Below are 16,276 nucleotides of genomic sequence, written 5' to 3' on the forward strand. Positions count from 1 at the left end.
CTCGTTGAGACAGTGCCCAGATCGTTACACGATTCGTGCAGGACGGAACTTACCCGCCAAGGAATTTCGCTACCTTAGGACCGTTATAGTTACGGCCGACATTCACCGGGGCTTCGGTTCAAAGCTTTGCCCGCCTTGCGGCGGGCTGACCTCTTACCTTAACCTTTCGGCATTGGTCACGTGTCACACCCTATACATCCTCTTAAAGAGTTAGCAGAGTGCTGTGTTTTTGTTAAACAGTCGCCTGGGCCTTTTGATTGCACCTTCTCGCGGCTTTCTTGCGATCACCATGAAAAGGACCCCTTTTTCCGAAGTTACGGGGCAATTTTGCCGAGTTCCTTAACGAGGTTTCTCTCGCGCGCCTTGGTATTTTCTACCATCCCACCTGTGTCGGTTTGAATACGGTCGCCCGTCTGACTCGCTAGAAGTTATTTCTTGTCAGCGCGGCATCAATCAATCCGTCTCCCCTCATCGGGTCAACGTCCCATCATCACTCAAGGTGAAGTCCCGGTGGATTTTCCGGCCGGAACCCTCTCATGACTTGGACCATCATTTCCAATCGATGGCTGATTTAGCTTACTGCGTCACTCCATTGCTCAAGCGCCAGACAGGCGGTACAGGAATATTGAACCTGTTTCCCATCATTTACGCCTTTCGGCCTCAACTAAGGGGCCGACTAACCCTGGGCGGACGAACCTTCCCCAGGAAATCTCAGGATTACGGCGTTCCGAATTTTCATCGGAATTTTCGTTACTTATGTCCGCATGATCACTTCCATCCGGTCCACGTTCGGTTTCCCTTGCGCTTCACCCCTGATGGAACGCTCTTCTACCAATTTGAAATTTCAAATCTGAGATTTGACATCTCAAAATCCGCGGCTTCGGCAGTTGGTTTAGTCCCGATCATTTTCGGCGCAGAATCACTCGACTAGTCAGCTGTTACGCACTGTTTAAATGATGGCTGCCTCTAAGCCAACATCCTAGCTGTCTTAGTAATCCAACATCCTTAGTCACTTAACCAACTTTTGGGGCCTTAGCCGGCGGGCTGGACTGTTTTCCTTTCGACTATGAAGCTTAGCCCCCACAGTCTGACTCCGCGCGTGACTGCAACAGCATTCGGAGTTTGATTGGCGTTCGGTATCCCGGTAAGGACCCTAGACCATTCAGTGCTCTACCGCCGCTGCGAGCATTCGCGCAGGCTAGCCCTAAAGCTATTTCGAAGAGAACCAGCTATCACCGAGTTTGATAAGTCTTTCGCTCCCACCCACAGCTCATCCAAGAGTTTTTCAACACTCACTAGTTCGGCCCTCCACTTCCTGTTACGGAAGATTCAGCCTGGCCATGGGTAGCTCACCCGGTTTCGGGTCTACGGCATGCGACTCAATCGCGCATTTCGCACTCGCTTTCGCTGCGGCTCCTCTGCCAGAGGCAGATTAACCTTGCCACATACCGTAACTCGCGGACTCATTATGCAAAAGGCAAACGGCCATCCCGGGCCGCCTTGCGGCGGCCCAAAGACTACCATAGTTTGTAAGCACACAATTTCAGGTACTATTTCACTCCCCTATCAGGGGTTCTTTTCACCTTTCCCTCATGGTACTAGTTCACTATCGGTCATCAGATGGTATTTAGCCTTGGAGGGTGGGCCCTCCGGATTCAAGCGGGGTTTCACGTGGCCCGCTCTACTTGGGATACCTCTAGACTCGCGCGTGGATTTCGCTTACAGGTCTTTCACCTTCTCTGGATGACTATTCCAAATCATTCGGCTATCCACTGCGATGCCATATCAAGGTCCCGCAACCCCGGCATGCAAGCACGCCGGTTTAGGCTGTTCCGCTTTCGCTCGCCACTACTGACGGAATCACGGTTGTTTTCTTTTCCTCAGGTTACTGAGATGTTTCACTTCACCTGGTGTCGCTCTGAAGCCCTATTTGATTCAGACTCCAGTGTGCCGGCATTACCCAGCACGGGTTTCCCCATTCGGAAATCTCCGGATCAAAGCGTGTTTGCCGCTCCCCGAAGCTTAACGCAGCTTACCACGTCCTTCTTCGCCCTCTGATGCCAAGGCATCCATTGTGCGCCCTTGAAAACTTGACCAAAAAAACGGTCAATCGCCCCGCCCGAAGACGGAGCCATGCCTTTTCCTGAGCACAAGCAGGTTGTACTTTTATCTACCCAATTAAATTTTCAAAGAACAAACTCTCACACCCGCTTCCGCGGGAAATCCAAAATCCAGAAATTTCCGGATTCAGGACTTCGAACTTCACTTTTTCATCAGAGTGGGCGTGCCTGGAGTTGAACCAGGGACCTCGTCCTTATCAGGGACGCGCTCTAACCAGCTGAGCTACACGCCCCTGACAGAAAAACTGAAGCACGAAATCCGAACTCCGAAACAGCGAATTCATGTTCGCATTCCGAACCTCCAATTCGCGGAGCGAATTGGCATGGAGGCAACCGGGTTTGAACCGGTGACCCCGAGCTTGCAAAGCTCGTGCTCTGCCAGCTGAGCTATGCCCCCCTTTGGCATTTTCGATTTTTCCGCCACTGGCGGATCCGTTTCCGGCGGAAGAACGCCGATTGCCGATTTTTCCATCGATTCCATGCAAGTTCTTACATTAAATCGAAAATCGCAAATCCTAAATCAAAAATTCCATTTTGTCCCGGCTCATGAAACCTGCCGCGCAGGTTGCACAATCGCCGCCGCATATCGCGCCGCAGGGCACCCGCCGCTGGCGGGACGCCGGCGGTAAATAACAGAAGACAATCCCCGTTGCTTTCGAACAGGAAATGGTATGATTTGCTTCGGCATAGCTTGATCTGTTTCTTCAGTCATACGACTGATTTGACCTCTCTTCAGGTTTCATCCCTTGCGAGACGATCCCCTCGGATACTCCTTAGAAAGGAGGTGATCCAGCCGCAGGTTCCCCTACGGCTACCTTGTTACGACTTCATCCCAATCACTCCCCACACCTTTGGCATCTTCCTCCCTTGCGGGTTGGATCAATGACGTCTGGTGCAGACAGCTTTCATGATGTGACGGGCGGTGTGTACAAGGCCCGGGAACGTATTCACGGCGCCGTAGCTGATGCGCCATTACTAGCGAATCCAACTTCATGAAGTCGAGTTGCAGACTTCAATCTGAACTGGGGCCGGTTTTCGGGGATTTGCTCCACCTCGCGGTCTTGCATCCCTCTGTACCGGCCATTGTAGCACGTGTGCAGCCCAGGACATAAAGGCCATACTGACTTGACGTCATCCCCACCTTCCTCCCAAAACGGGCAGTCTGGCTAGAGTGCCTGCCGATTCATCACCGGCAGTAGCAACTAACCACAAGGGTTGCGTTCGTTGCGGGACTTAACCCAACACCTCACGGCACGAACTGACGACAGCCATGCAGCACCTGTGCAACACCCTCGAAGGAATCCCACTTTCACGGGATGTGCAGTTGCATGTCAAGTCCTGGTAAGGTTCTTCGCGTTGCATCGAATTGAGCCACATGCTCCTCCGCTTGTGCGGGCCCCCGTCAATTTCTTTGAGTTTTAACCTTGCGGCCGTACTCCCCAGGCGGTACACTTAACGCGTTAGCTGCGGCGCAGAAGGGGTCAATTCCTCCCACACCAAGTGTACACCGTTTAAGGCTGGGACTACCAGGGTATCTAATCCTGTTTGCTCCCCCAGCTTTCATGCCTCAGTGTCAGTATCAGTCTAGAGCATCGCCTTCGCCTCCGGTGTTCTTCTTGATATCTACGCATTTCACCGCTACACCAAGAATTCCATGCTCCTCTCCTGTACTCAAGCTCCGCAGTTTCAAATGCACTTTCATCGTTAAGCAATGAAATTTCACATCTGACACACAAAGCCACCTACGCATCCTTTACGCCCAGTAAATCCGAACAACGCTAGCCACCTCTGTATCACCGCGGCTGCTGGCACAGAGTTAGCCGTGACTTCCTCTTCCGGTACCATCAACCGGCCGGAGTATTAATCCGCCCGATATTGTTCCCGAATGACAGGAGTTTACAACCCGAAGGCCTTCATCCTCCACGCAGCGTCGCATTGTCAGGCTTGCGCCCATTGCAAATGATCCTCGACTGCAGCCTCCCGTAGGAGTCTGGGCAGTGTCTCAGTCCCAGTGTGGCTGACCATCCTCTCAGACCAGCTACCCGTCATTGCCTTGGTGGGCCGTTACCTCACCAACAAGCTGATAGGACATGGGTTTCTCTTAAAGCGCCAGGCCCTTGCGGGTCCCCGGCTTTAAATAATCCGCCATGCGGCGGACGATCACATTCAGTATTAGCCTGCCTTTCGGCGGGTTGTACTCAACTTAAAGGCAAATTACCCACGCATTACTCACCCTTCCGCCACTCTCCTCCGCAAATTCTCGCCTTGCGGCTTGAATCCGCGAATTCTCGTTCGACTTGCATGCCTAATCCACGCTGCCAGCGTTCGTTCTGAGCCAGAATCAAACTCTCGGATAAAAAACTAATCAATCCGCCTCCTTACGCCTGAGGCGTAATTACGGCAGATGAATTTACTGACTCGTCACAAGCTTTGCCTACCACAAATCATACCACTTCCGGTCCGAAAGTGGATGAATTGTCTCTGTTGTCAAAGAACAAAACAACCTCCTGTCCGATTTTTATCGGATAGTAAGAGTAATTTTTATACTATATAAAAAGCCTTTTTACCGGCTTTTCTGAAACCTTTTTACCATGCCCCCGGAATTTGTCAATGTTTTTTTTAATCTTTTTTTCATTGTCATAAATCCGCTTTTAAACGAATATGACATGAAATGCGGATCGGCATTAAGTAACCCCTCAGTTATGTGGGTGGATGGCAATTCAATTGGCCAGTCTTCGTAGGGGCCGCGCTTGTCGCGCGCCCGTCTTTATTGAAGAGGACTTCGCAAGCGAAGCCCCTACGGTTTCTCTCTCCCCCTCAAAACTGAGGCCTTACGGCATTAACTATTTGCAGAAAGAATGCCAGGATAACAGGATTATCCGGCAAATCATGATATGCGCAAAACTGAATTAATCGTCGCGCTGGACCGCCCATCCTGCCGGGAGGCAATATCCATCCTGGCGCAACTGCCCCTCCAAATCCAATGGTTCAAAATCGGCCTGGAGCTTTTCACCGCTGAAGGCCCGGCCGCGCTGGCGCTTTTGAAAGAAAAGCAAAAAAATGTTTTTCTGGACCTCAAACTGCACGACATTCCCAACACCGTCGCCCGCGCCGTCCGTTCCGCGGCAAGCCACGGCGCATCACTTCTGACGGCGCATACTCTCGGCGGCGAATCCATGCTGAAAGCCGCCGTTAATGCGGCCGGCGAAATGGGAACAAAAGCGCCGAAAATCATCGGCGTAACCATTCTGACCAGCCACAGCCAGGCAGATATCAACAGCATCGGCATCCGTGAAAAAATTTCCGATCAAGTCCTGCGCCTTGCGGAACTTGCCCTGAAATCGGGCGCCGCCGGATTGGTGGCTTCCGTCAACGAAGCGCAACGGCTGCGCCAGAAATTCGGCCATGATTTTATCCTCGTGACGCCCGGCATCCGGCCGGCAGGCGCTGAAATCGGCGATCAAAAACGGGTTGCCACTCCCGGAACGGCGATCAAGGCCGGGGCCGATTTCCTCGTGGTGGGCCGGCCGATTCTGGAAGCAAAGGATCCTTCCGCGGCCGCAGCCGCCATATTGGAAGAAATCAGAATTCAGAACTCGGAATCAAAAATCAACTTCTGACCTGCCCCCCCCCTCTCGCTCTCTCCGGCCGGCAGGCAAACCTCTATTTTCCAAGAGCTTCCTCCGGCTCCCAGGAAACACCGCTCTCACTGATAAGCTTTGCGCGCCAGCGGTAAATCGTTTTTTTGTGCTCAACCCGGACGCATTCACCCTCTTTGATGATCGCATCATTGACGATCGCCACCCGCACGCCGTCCCGCCCGATTAATGTGCCCTTAACATTGATTTTTGCGGCGGATTCCCGCCAATCCAAGGCTTGCGGCGGATTTGCTTCCGGCGCGGATTTTTTTTCTTTTGCGGGCGGTTTTGAATCTGCATTTATGTTCGGGCGGCCTTTTGTCTTGGCGTTACCGGCCGCCTTGGAAGAAAACTGTTTTGCGGCAAAGCCGGCGATTATTTTTTTCAGCAGAATCTGGTCAAGTGTTTCCTCCATTTTCGGCGCTTTTCGGCGCGCCAGAGCCGCCGCGATGAATTCGTTTGTGCGCCCTCCGTCCTGATAAAAACTGAGCGCAATTTTCATGTCTTCTTCCGACACCGGTCCTTGCAGGCCTTTGGCAATAGCGCTGTTTGCCTTCTGGTGGAAACCGGTAACGGCCGTGGAAATCATGATATTCAAAACAAGGAAGGGGATCGCCACCAGCAGGGAGCGCCAGAACCGCACCCAACAGAATTGCATCACCATGAAAACGGTAAAAACGGCGATGGGAACAATGGCAAACAGGCCGATCCAGCGGGTCAGGAGACCGTCCATGATGACCGCGCCGAGCACGATGGCGGCGGTTACCATTGAAACCTTGCGGAAATCAAAATCAGCCTCGTCGCGCGCGACAATATAAAGGAGAATGAGCAGCAGAAACGCCTTGATGAAAACTTCAATTAATAATGCGGCAATCATTGCGGCAAGCGCCCTTCCTTCCGCCGGCGAGCGTCTCCTCTTTTATTATTCCGCGTTTTGGGCCGTTCCCTGGCAGTTATGCGAAAACATCCGGCGTTTCACTTCGCCTTCCGTTTCTGTCCGTAAAACCACTCCTGAACATCTTCCAGATAAAGATAAATGACCGGAGTCACATAGAGCGTGATAATCTGGGAAAAAATAAGCCCGGCCACGACCGTGATGCCCAGCCCCATGCGCGAAGCGCCGTCGGCGCCGTAACCCACGGCAATCGGCATGGCGCCCATCATGGCCGCAAGGGTGGTCATAATGATCGGGCGGAACCTTTCCAGACAGGCCTCGTGCACGGCCTCGTAACTGTTCTTGCCCTGCTGCTGGAGGTGGATGGCGAAATCCACCATCAGGATTCCGTTCTTTTTCACAATACCCATCAGCATAAAGAGCCCGATAAAAGCGTAAAGCGATAATTCCTGACCGAAAACCAGCAGGCCGAGAAGCCCTCCGACGCAAGCCACCGGCAGGGCGGAAAGCACGGTAAGGGGATGAAAATAGCTTTCGTAAAGGACGCCCATGATGACATACATCACAAAAACGGCGACGAACAACAAAACCGTCAGGCTCTTCACGGTCTGCGCGAAAAGCTCCGCTTCTCCGTAAAAGGCGCGCGAAATATCTTCCGGCAGGATTTTAGCGGCCAGTTGATTGATGGCCCGTTGGGCGGTCCCGATGGGCATGTCGGGCGCGAGGTTGAAGAAAATAGTTACCGCCGGGAATTGTTTCAAATGGTTGATGGTTGAGGGGCCGATTTTTTTCTCCCAGGCGCAGACCGCGCGCAGGGGAATCGGCCGGCCCAGGGTCTGCGAGGTTACATACAGGTTTTCCAGGTCCTCGGCCTTGGCCCGCCGGCTGTCCTTCACTTCCACGATGACCTGGTACTGGGTAATGGTTGATTTGATCAGGTAAACATAGTTCTGGGCGTAGGCGTTGCGGATGACCATCTCAATCGCCTCGGCGCTGACGCCGTAATAGGAGGCCTTGTCGCGCAAAATGTTGATGGTCAGATTCGGCATATCCAGCTGCATATCGGACGAAACGCCGATCACGCCCGGCAGTTTTCTGATCTCAGCGATTATTTTCTGCGCGCTCGCAAAAAGTTTCGCCTGGTCAAGACCGGTCAGAACATAAGAATACTGGCCCTGGGTTTCGCTCGTGGCGCCGGCGCTGATATGGAGCGTGGGATCGGGGCGCAGGGCGACGAATATGCCGGGAATGGACGATATTCCGGCAGTTAATTCATCCGCCACCTGTAAAATCGGCTTGCGCCTGTTCTGTTCCTTTAAAAAGACAAAGGCCAGCGCCTGATTGGCCTGAATATTGCCGCCGGCCATATTGGCCACCGTGACGGATTCTTCCACGGCCGGATGCTCCTGCAAAATTCTGTCAATTTTATTCTGGCATTCCACCATGCGCTCGGGCGAAGTTCCGGTGGGCGCCATAAACATGCCGCGGAGCACGCCGCTGTCGCCAACCGGCAGAAATGATTTCGGCAAAAGCATGAAAAGCCAGACCGTGGCAACGAGCGTGACAAACCATGCCGCCAGGCTGAGTGCGCGTCTTTTCAGGAACCAGTGCAGGGAAACACCGTACCAGCGCAGGCAGAACGCCACTAAATCGTTGGCCATCTGTTCCACCCGCGTCTTCCGGCCGGACTGGTGGCCGGACAGCATAAACCGGCACATCATCGGCGTAAGAGTCAGCGACACGAAGCCGGAAGCCATGATTGAAACCACCACCACGATTGAAAACTCGCGGAAAATCCGCCCGATCAGCCCGCTCATGAAAACCAGCGGAATGAAAACGGCCGCCAGCGAAAGGGTCATGCTGAGAATCGTAAAACCGATTTCCGCGGCGCCGTTTACGGAGGCATCGCAGGCGTTTTCGCCGGCCTCCATGCGCCGGACGGTGTTTTCAAGAAAAACTATCGCGTCGTCCACCAGGAACCCGATGCAAAGCGTCAAGCCCATGAGCGAAAGATTGTCAAGGCTGTAATCCAGCGCAAGCATGACCACGAAAGTGATCAACAATGAAAGCGGCAGGGCGAGGCTGGGAATGAGGGTGTCCTTGAGGCGGCCGAGGAAAAAGAAAATCACCCCGACCACGAGGAAAAAGGCGATAACCAGCGTCTCCTGAACGTCCGTGATTGAATCCACGATGGTCCTTGATTTGTCCTCAATCAGCATGACCTGGATGGAATCCGGAATCACCGCCTCAAGGTTGTGCATTAAATTCTTGATTCTCCGGGAAACATCCACGGCGTTCGCGCCGGCCGCCTTCGTCACCGCCAGTACCATCCCAACCGGTTTGCCTTCCATCTTTTTCATCTGTTCCGCCCAGAAATGCAGCGAAAGACGGGTGTCCTGAATACTGTCAATACAGCTGGCCACATCCCGCAGATAAACCGGACTGTCGTTGAACATGCCGATAATCAAACTGCCGTATTGCGCGGCGTTTTCAAGCTGCCCCTGCGGCTGAAGAAGAAGGGTCTGGGTCTTGCCGTCAAGCTGTCCGGACCCCAGCATCACCGTGCCCTGCCCGACAGCCTCGCAGATATCATTCAGGGTAAGACCGCGGACCGCGGCCGCATCCGGGTCAACCTGGATGCGCACCGCATAAGGCACGCCGTAGACTTGAACCTGGGAGACGCCCTCAATAATGTTGATCTGGTTGCCGATGACGCTGTAGGCATAATCGTAGAGCTTGGCGGGAGTCATCGTCTCGCTGATCAGGCCGTAATATATCATCGGCATTTCATTCGGATTGGTTTTCTTGTACTGGGGCGGCGACGGCAGATCCTTGGGCAAACTGCCCATGGCCCGCGAAATGGCCGCCTGCACGTCGTTGGCGGCAGCGTCAATGTTTTTGGACAGGTCAAACTGGATGATAATCAGCGTGTTGCCCTGGCTGTTCATGGAGGTCATTAATTCAATGCCCTGAATCTGCATGAACTGTTGTTCCAGGGGGGTGGCGATGTTGGCGGCCATATTCTCGGGCGTTGCGCCCGGATAGGCCACCATGACCTCAATGACCGGGTAATCAACCGCGGGCAGATCACTGACCGGCATTTTGAAAAAAGCAAAAATCCCGAAAAGACCGAGACTGGCCATGATCAGAACCGTGGCAACCGGCCGGTTGATGAATACTGAAGAAATGTTCATTGGTTATTTTGAAATAGGCCCAAAGGCAGAAAACATAGATTCCCAAAACAGCGCAAGAAACAGAACACGGGAAATTAAAGAGGCAGACTTGCCCGCCCGCATGCCGTCTTTCGTTTTTCCTTTCAATTTGCCCCTTCCGCCTTCCCTTGGCCGGCCTCCGGAGAAACCACTTTCACGCGCGAGCCAGGCCGCAGCATGAGCTGGCCGGAGGTAACCACCTGTTCCCCGGCCTTGACCCCCTCCTCAATCAAGATATCATCGCCGTACCTCTGGCCCGTCTTGATCAGCCGGAGGTCAACCGTGGCATCCGGCTTGACCACAAATACGAACTGGCCGCCGGCGCCGACCTGCACCGCCGCATATGGAATCAGGACCGCGTCTTTTATCTCGTCAAGGAGAATGCGCGCATTGATGAACTGCCCGGGCCAGAAATTTTTTTCCTGATTCCGGCAAACTGCCCGCAGGGTAACCGTGCCGGCTTTTGGCTTGACCTCATTGTCCAGAAAAAACAGATCTCCGTATTCCTTGAGCGCGGCGTCTTCAATGGAAGTGATTTCCGCCCGCACTTTTGTCTGAAGCATCCGCCGACGGATGAGCATCAGCTCCCTTTCGGTTACGATGAATTCGGCATAGATCGGCGCAATGGTCTGGATTGAGACCAGCCCGCCGGGATCGTTGGCCGCCACCACGTTGCCCTCGTTGACCAGGTACGCGCCGGTTTTGCCGTCAACCGGCGAGGTGATAAAACAGTAACCGAGGTTAATCTGGGCCGCCTCAACCGCGGCCTGGTCGGCTTCCACCGCCGCCTCCAGCATGTCAACCTCCAGGCGGTATTTATCCAGATCCTGAGGCGACACGTAAAGACCCGGCGCCAGCGGCAGGTTTCTTTCCAAAACAAGCCTTTTCAGTTCCAGCTGGGACTCGTCCTGCGCGAGCTGGGCGAGCGCCTTGTCCAGAGCCGCCTGATAAGGCCGCGGATCAATGGTGTAAAGCAATTCGCCGCGCTTGACTTCCCGGCCCTGGATAAAATGAATTTTCACGATCTGGCCGGATACCTGCGGGATAATCAATACCTTGGCGGGCGAGACGCAGTTGCCGATGGTGTCAATATAACCGCACACCGTCCGGGAAAAGGCCTGGCCGGCCACGACCGGATGGGGCGGAATTTCCGGTTTTTTATGCTTGCCGCACCCGGGGCAACATAAAAGCAGCGCGGCAATACCAGCAGACAAACAAGCTAAAACGCCGGGCAACGCGGGCCGGCCCCGTCCCGCCATTCCCACGGGCCGCAGAGGCCGCGCGGCTCTGCCTCGTAAAAAATTTTGACATGTTTTTTGTAGTCTCATTTTGTTTCGCCTTCTTCTTCCATTTTTTTAACAGACGCGGCAACCGGTTCAAGGTCGCTTCTTTCCGGCGGCGCCAGCGCGCCGGTTGAATAAGCCAGATTGGCCGAGGAAATAAACAGCGCTGTCCGCGCCTGGATGAAAGTCAAGCGGGCGGAAGAGAGATTGTTCTGCTGGGTCAGCATGTCCACAATGCTGTTCAAGCCGGACTTGTAACCGAGGGAAGTCGCGTTAAAGGCTTTCTCGGAAGCCGCCACCAGTTCGCGGCCGGCCTCCAGCTGTTTTAACGCCGTCTTATAGTTGTAATAACTGTTCCATACTTCCGCAATGGCCGCGATTTCGGTGGCCACCAGGTCCTGGCGCGCCGCTTCGGCCAGCGCCTTCGCCTCGCGCGCCTTGTTCCACTTCAAAAAACCGTCAAACAAATCCACGCTAAGAACAAACGAGCCCGCGAAATTATCGGTATGCCCGTCGGGATTAGCTGAAGCTCCCTGTCCGGAGTTGATCGTCTCGTCAAAATAATTCCGCTGTAAATTGAGATTGCCGGCGATTTGCGGCCAGATATTGCGGTCGGCCTGTTTCGCCAAAGCCAGCTTTGACCGAAAGACAAAAAACTTAGCGGCCATGTCCGGGCGGCGCGCGAGGGCGTCTTCAATCATGTTGTTCACGGTCAAATCCAGCTCCGCTAATGGCGGCTCGCCCGCCGGCGGCTCCACGTTCAGCGCGGCATTGGCCGGCAGGCCGACGTTTTTCGCCAGATTGGCCTGCGCGGTTGTGACCGCAGCCTTAGCGCTTTCCAGATTATAACGCGCCTGGGCCGCCGCCTGCAAGGCCTGCAAACGCTGGGTTATGGTCGCAAGCCCCGTTTTCATCTGGATTTCCACCGCCTCCAGCGTGGCCTCGGCCACCTTCAGGGCGTCTTCCTGGGCCGCCTGCTGCATACGGGCGCTGTCCAGGTTAAAATAAGCGGTTTCAACGTTAATAATCGTGTCCTGGAGTGTCCGGTTGAACTGGAAATTGGAGGCGATCAGGGTCTGGCGCGCGGCCTCCCGCCCGAACCCGCGGCTGCCGAAATCCAGCAGCAGCCAGGTTACGTTGATCTGCGGGCCATAATTGAAGGCGCGGGTGGTCGGAGTATACTGGGTCGGATCGTCGTAAACGTTATTATCCCTGCCGATTTGCGCCTGGAAAGCAATTTTAGGGTAATAGGCGCTCTTGGCCTGGCCCAACTGCGCCGCCGCGGCGCGGGCCTGTTCCCAGGCGCTCAGGGCGGCCGGATTGCGCCGCAAGGCCAGCGTGATCAGTTCCACGAGACGCAAGCGCCTGGCGCCGGTCAATTCAGGATCGTCCGCCCCGGCCGGCAAGGGTTTGTTGGTTACGCTCCGGCCGGTTGATTGATCGGCCCGCCAGAACGCCGCCGAAGAAGTGGAAATATTTGCCTCCGGAAATACTTCCGGGAACCAGCCGCTCTGTGCGCGTGAAACGGAAAACGGCAAGGCCGCCATCGCAAAAACACAACAGAACGTTAATTTTATTCTCATTAAGCTTTGAATTTATCCCAATCATCCAATCAATGTCAATTTTATTGCAATCCGGAATGCACGGCAATTGCATGGCATGGGCCGCCGCCATGGCCAGCCACCCCAACTCGCCCTCCAGCACCGGCGCCAGCCGGCCCCGGCAATGGTATTCAGCTGTTTCCGCGGCAAGCGCCGTCATGACGACATAACAACCGGTCATTACGCTCGCGCCATCCGGGCGGATATTTTCATGAGCGTCAAAACCGGCCGAATGAATCAGGTCGTCAAAGGCAGCAACTGTATTTGATCGCTGTAGACCGCATCCCTATGCGGCGATTCCGGACGACAAAGCCTGCATCGCCGAAGAGGGGTTCGGCCTACAAAGGCAGGTTTGCGCGTATTTTTGGAATTCCTATGCCTGCATTGATCTACTCTTTCAGCGATTTCAGGTATTTATAATAATCGCTGTCGGTGGTTAAAATCACGGTTGATTTGTCATCCATCGTGGTTTTGTATGTGTCCATGGTTTTGAGGAATGAGTAAAACGCCGGATGCCGGTTATAGGCATCGCCGTAGATGGTAATCGCCTCCGCGTCCGCCTTGCCCATGACGATCTGCGCCTGCCGGTATGCCTCGGACTGTATTTCCTTCAATTCCTTCGCCATTTGCCCCTCTATCCCGGCGGTTTTGCCCATGCCTTCCGAACGATACTTCTCGGCCGCGCGTTTTCTTTCGGCAATCATGCGGTCATAAACCTTGTTGCGCACGTCCTCCACGTAATTCATGCGCCTTATGCGCACGTCCTTGATTTCTATTCCGTATTGCTGCTCAAGAATTTTCGCCTTCTCAAGAATCATTTTCTCAAGCGTTTCCCGCCCGACCTTTATACGCTCCAGGGCCTCATCCGTAACGATAATATCTTCGCCTTCCATTTTGGATTCCAGGATGCGGTTTGAATTGCGGACCGCTTCCACCAGCAAGTGGCCGGTGATTACGTCGCGGGTCGCGGAATTGATGACGTCGCTGAGCCGGGTCTGCGCGCCGAGCTCGCCGCCGACGGACTGCAGGAATTTAAGCGCATCCACGATTTTCCAGCGCGCGACGGTATCCACCCAGATATACTTCTTGTCCTTGGTCGGAATCTGATTCGGATCGCCGTCCCATTCCAACAGCCTTTTTTCAAAATAATGCGCCTGTTGAATGACCGGTTTTTTTAAATGCAGTCCGGCGGAAACTATGGGCCTGCCTACCGGCCGGCCGAACTGGGTAATCACCACCTGCTGGGTCTCGTCAATCACATATATTATGCCGCTGATAAACGCAATGATGACCACGGCCGCGATGACGGCGACCACACCGATAATTCTGCGGATTGTTCCCTTCATTATTGCTCCCCTCCTCCTTGTTTGCCGCCATTTCCTTTTTTGCCGACATCCAGAAACGGAAGAATGGAAGTCTGGTCCGAATCAATGATATATTTCTCCTTCACGCGCGGCAGGATATCGGCCATGGTTTCCAGGTATAACCTCTGTCTGGTTATCTCAGGGGCTTTTTTGTATTCAACCAGGGCCGCCAGAAACCTCTCCGAATCGCCCTTGGCGCGGTTGATCCTGTCAAATGCGTAACCGGCCGCCTCGTGAATGACCTTCTCGGCCTCGCCCCGGGCGCGCGGAATGATCTTGTTGTATTTTTCCCAGGCCTGGTTGATCATTTTCTCCTTTTCCTGTTTCGCTTCGTTAACCTCGTTAAATGCCGGCTTGACCGGCTCGGCCGGATTGACGTCCATCAATTTGACGGTGATTATCTGAATGCCCGCGTCGTAAACGTTCAGGATTTTCTGGAGCTCCTGCTGGGACAAATAATCTATTTCCTCCCGTTTGACCGTGAGCACCTCGTCCACCGAAAAATCTCCCGTAAGACGCCGCATGACCACCTCGGATATGTCCCGGATGTTATTTATGGGGTTGCGCGTCGCAAAAAGCAGTTTGACCGGATCTTTTATTTTAAACTGCACAATCCAGCGCACATCCAGAATGTTCAAGTCTCCGGTAAGCATCAGGGACTGGCCGTTCGCCTCTTTTCCATAATGCCTTGAGCGCGCCCCCGGATCCTGCATTCTCAGGCCGAATTCCTCCTTGAAAACCTTCTCCACCTTGATGGGCGTCACGCGGTCAATTCCAAAAGGGAGCTTGACGTGCAATCCCGGAGACGCCAGCCCGATATATTTGCCGAATCTCTGCCGCACCCCCGCTTCGTCCGGGCCAACGGAATAAATTATGCCCCCCAGCCCTATGAGGATAACAATACCCGCGATAATCCACGGCAGATATTTCATGGAAGCCTTGAGCTTCCTTCTGCCCCCGTCAATAATCTCGTCGGGCGTATATGTTTTTTCCCATTCCATAACAACCTTCCTTTCGTTTATCCCGTCTGTTTCACATGCGGCCAACAAGAATGAATCTTGAACGTTACTTTTCAATGCTGTAATGCGCGCCCATTTCATCACAGACGCGTTTTACTCCGGCCAGCACCAGCGAAGTGCCGCTCGGCTGATCCGGCATGACCACCGAGGCAATGAGCAAATGCACGACCGTGTCGTTCACCTGGGATATCTTCAACCCCGCCGAGATGGTGCCGTCGGTGAATTCAACGGTCCGCATGGCCGGATTCCGCCGCGTAATGCGCAAGCCGGGCGCCTTTTCAATGGATTTGAGCGCAACTTCATAGACCTTGTCCGCATTGCCTTCAAGCACCACCGTCGCCACGTCGTAACCGGGTTGATCTTTCGTTTCGGACTGGGTTAACTGTTCTATCCTGCCCAGGGCCTTGCGGGCCACGAAGACCCACTGCGCGTTGGCCTCAAAAACCCCGGCCAGCAGGACGGCCGCGATGATAATCACCGTGTTTTTTTTGTAATGCATCTTTTCCCCTTTCTTATGACTCTCCCGGCTGATTCCGTATATTAAATCAAGCGATAGATTATCCGGAATGGTTGCCTTGTCAAAAAAAAAATAATGGGAACAAAGGTAATTCCCCCCAACCCGGCATAGCCGGAACCAAAAAGGGTTCCGGCTATGCCGGGTGATAATTTTTTGATACAACTGCCTCCCAACAAGGTTCACTATGCAAACATCTTTTCTTGAACGACATGCCGAAGATATTCTCGGCGTCTATTCGTGTTTCGACCGGATCATTAGCAAGGTGGAACACCGCGACGGCACCGCCTGTTTCAATAATCTCTTTGACGAAGACGATGAGCAGGTCTTCCTGGCGGTGGCCCAAGGCCAAGCCCAATCCTTCGGGTTCCGCAACGCCGACCTGCGGAAACGACTGGACAAAACATCGGCGCAAATTTCGCGCATTTACCAGCGCCTGCGCTACCATGGACTGATCAAAAAAGCTGTCTGTTCCTACAAGTATCATTTGACTGCTCTCGGTTAATTAGGTCCCCGATCGCGAAGCGCATCGGGGGCAACTATTATCCCGTTCGACGTAGGGGCTTCGCTTGCGAAGCCCTTCCGGCGGGCGTCGTCAAGCGACGCCCCTACGGGATTTTCGGACGAACA

The 16,276-nt window shown here is 54.0% G+C and carries 10 protein-coding genes, 2 tRNA genes and 2 rRNA genes; 3 read left to right on the forward strand and 11 right to left on the reverse strand.

The annotated features are described in order from the left end of the window. The 4 genes from PHP98_09505 to PHP98_09520 form a co-directional block, all read right to left on the reverse strand. Window positions 1–2,096, reverse strand: a 23S ribosomal RNA gene (locus PHP98_09505); the annotation flags it as partial. A 183-nt stretch (window positions 2,097–2,279) separates the two neighbouring features. Continuing rightward, window positions 2,280–2,353 (reverse strand) — tRNA-Ile (locus PHP98_09510). A 91-nt stretch (window positions 2,354–2,444) separates the two neighbouring features. Next, window positions 2,445–2,517: transfer RNA gene (locus PHP98_09515), tRNA-Ala, on the reverse strand. Window positions 2,518–2,897: 380 nt separating this feature from the next. Continuing rightward, a 16S ribosomal RNA gene (locus tag PHP98_09520) occupies window positions 2,898–4,477 on the reverse strand. Between the two features lie 537 nt (window positions 4,478–5,014). Between PHP98_09520 and pyrF the strand changes: the two genes are divergently transcribed. After that, complete coding sequence (gene pyrF / locus PHP98_09525) at window positions 5,015–5,740, forward strand: orotidine-5'-phosphate decarboxylase (GenBank protein ID MDD5483869.1); 726 nt, start codon at window positions 5,015–5,017, stop codon at window positions 5,738–5,740. A gap of 43 nt (window positions 5,741–5,783) precedes the next feature. Here the strand turns inward: pyrF and PHP98_09530 are convergent, their stop codons facing one another. From PHP98_09530 to PHP98_09545, 4 genes are all read right to left on the reverse strand, one after another. Continuing rightward, complete coding sequence (locus tag PHP98_09530; GenBank protein MDD5483870.1) at window positions 5,784–6,635, reverse strand: hypothetical protein; 852 nt, start codon at window positions 6,633–6,635, stop codon at window positions 5,784–5,786. Window positions 6,636–6,733: 98 nt separating this feature from the next. Further along, the gene (locus tag PHP98_09535) at window positions 6,734–9,847 is read right to left on the reverse strand and encodes an efflux RND transporter permease subunit (GenBank protein MDD5483871.1); all 3,114 of its coding nucleotides are present in this window, start codon (window positions 9,845–9,847) and stop codon (window positions 6,734–6,736) included. A gap of 122 nt (window positions 9,848–9,969) precedes the next feature. Further along, complete coding sequence (locus PHP98_09540; GenBank protein ID MDD5483872.1) at window positions 9,970–11,079, reverse strand: efflux RND transporter periplasmic adaptor subunit; 1,110 nt, start codon at window positions 11,077–11,079, stop codon at window positions 9,970–9,972. A 110-nt stretch (window positions 11,080–11,189) separates the two neighbouring features. Beyond that, window positions 11,190–12,731, reverse strand: a complete 1,542-nt coding sequence (locus tag PHP98_09545; protein MDD5483873.1) for a TolC family protein — start codon at window positions 12,729–12,731, stop codon at window positions 11,190–11,192. Window positions 12,732–12,807: 76 nt separating this feature from the next. On the opposite strand from PHP98_09545, the gene PHP98_09550 reads away from it, so the two are divergent. After that, complete coding sequence (locus PHP98_09550) at window positions 12,808–13,017, forward strand: hypothetical protein (GenBank protein ID MDD5483874.1); 210 nt, start codon at window positions 12,808–12,810, stop codon at window positions 13,015–13,017. Window positions 13,018–13,138: 121 nt separating this feature from the next. Here PHP98_09550 and hflC read toward each other — a convergent pair whose 3' ends face one another. The 3 genes from hflC to PHP98_09565 all read right to left on the reverse strand — a co-directional run bounded on the left by hflC (window position 13,139) and on the right by PHP98_09565 (window position 15,631). Next, window positions 13,139–14,095 carry a protease modulator HflC gene (hflC, locus tag PHP98_09555; protein ID MDD5483875.1) on the reverse strand — a complete coding sequence of 319 codons (957 nt, stop codon included), beginning with the start codon at window positions 14,093–14,095 and terminating at the stop codon, window positions 13,139–13,141. Next, on the reverse strand, window positions 14,095–15,114 hold the full coding sequence (gene hflK / locus PHP98_09560) for an FtsH protease activity modulator HflK (GenBank protein MDD5483876.1): 1,020 nt from the start codon (window positions 15,112–15,114) through the stop codon (window positions 14,095–14,097). The genes hflC and hflK overlap by 1 nt, the downstream gene beginning before the upstream one ends. A gap of 64 nt (window positions 15,115–15,178) precedes the next feature. Next, window positions 15,179–15,631: a hypothetical protein gene (locus PHP98_09565; GenBank protein MDD5483877.1), complete on the reverse strand. Its 453-nt coding sequence runs from the start codon at window positions 15,629–15,631 to the stop codon at window positions 15,179–15,181. Window positions 15,632–15,833: 202 nt separating this feature from the next. On the opposite strand from PHP98_09565, the gene PHP98_09570 reads away from it, so the two are divergent. Further along, window positions 15,834–16,151 (forward strand): hypothetical protein, encoded by a 318-nt coding sequence (locus tag PHP98_09570; protein ID MDD5483878.1) that lies wholly within the window; start codon window positions 15,834–15,836, stop codon window positions 16,149–16,151. The last annotated feature ends 125 nt before the right edge of the window (window positions 16,152–16,276 follow it).

Source organism: Kiritimatiellia bacterium (assembly GCA_028715905.1).
Taxonomy (GTDB): Bacteria; Verrucomicrobiota; Kiritimatiellia; order JAAZAB01; family JAAZAB01; genus JAQUQV01.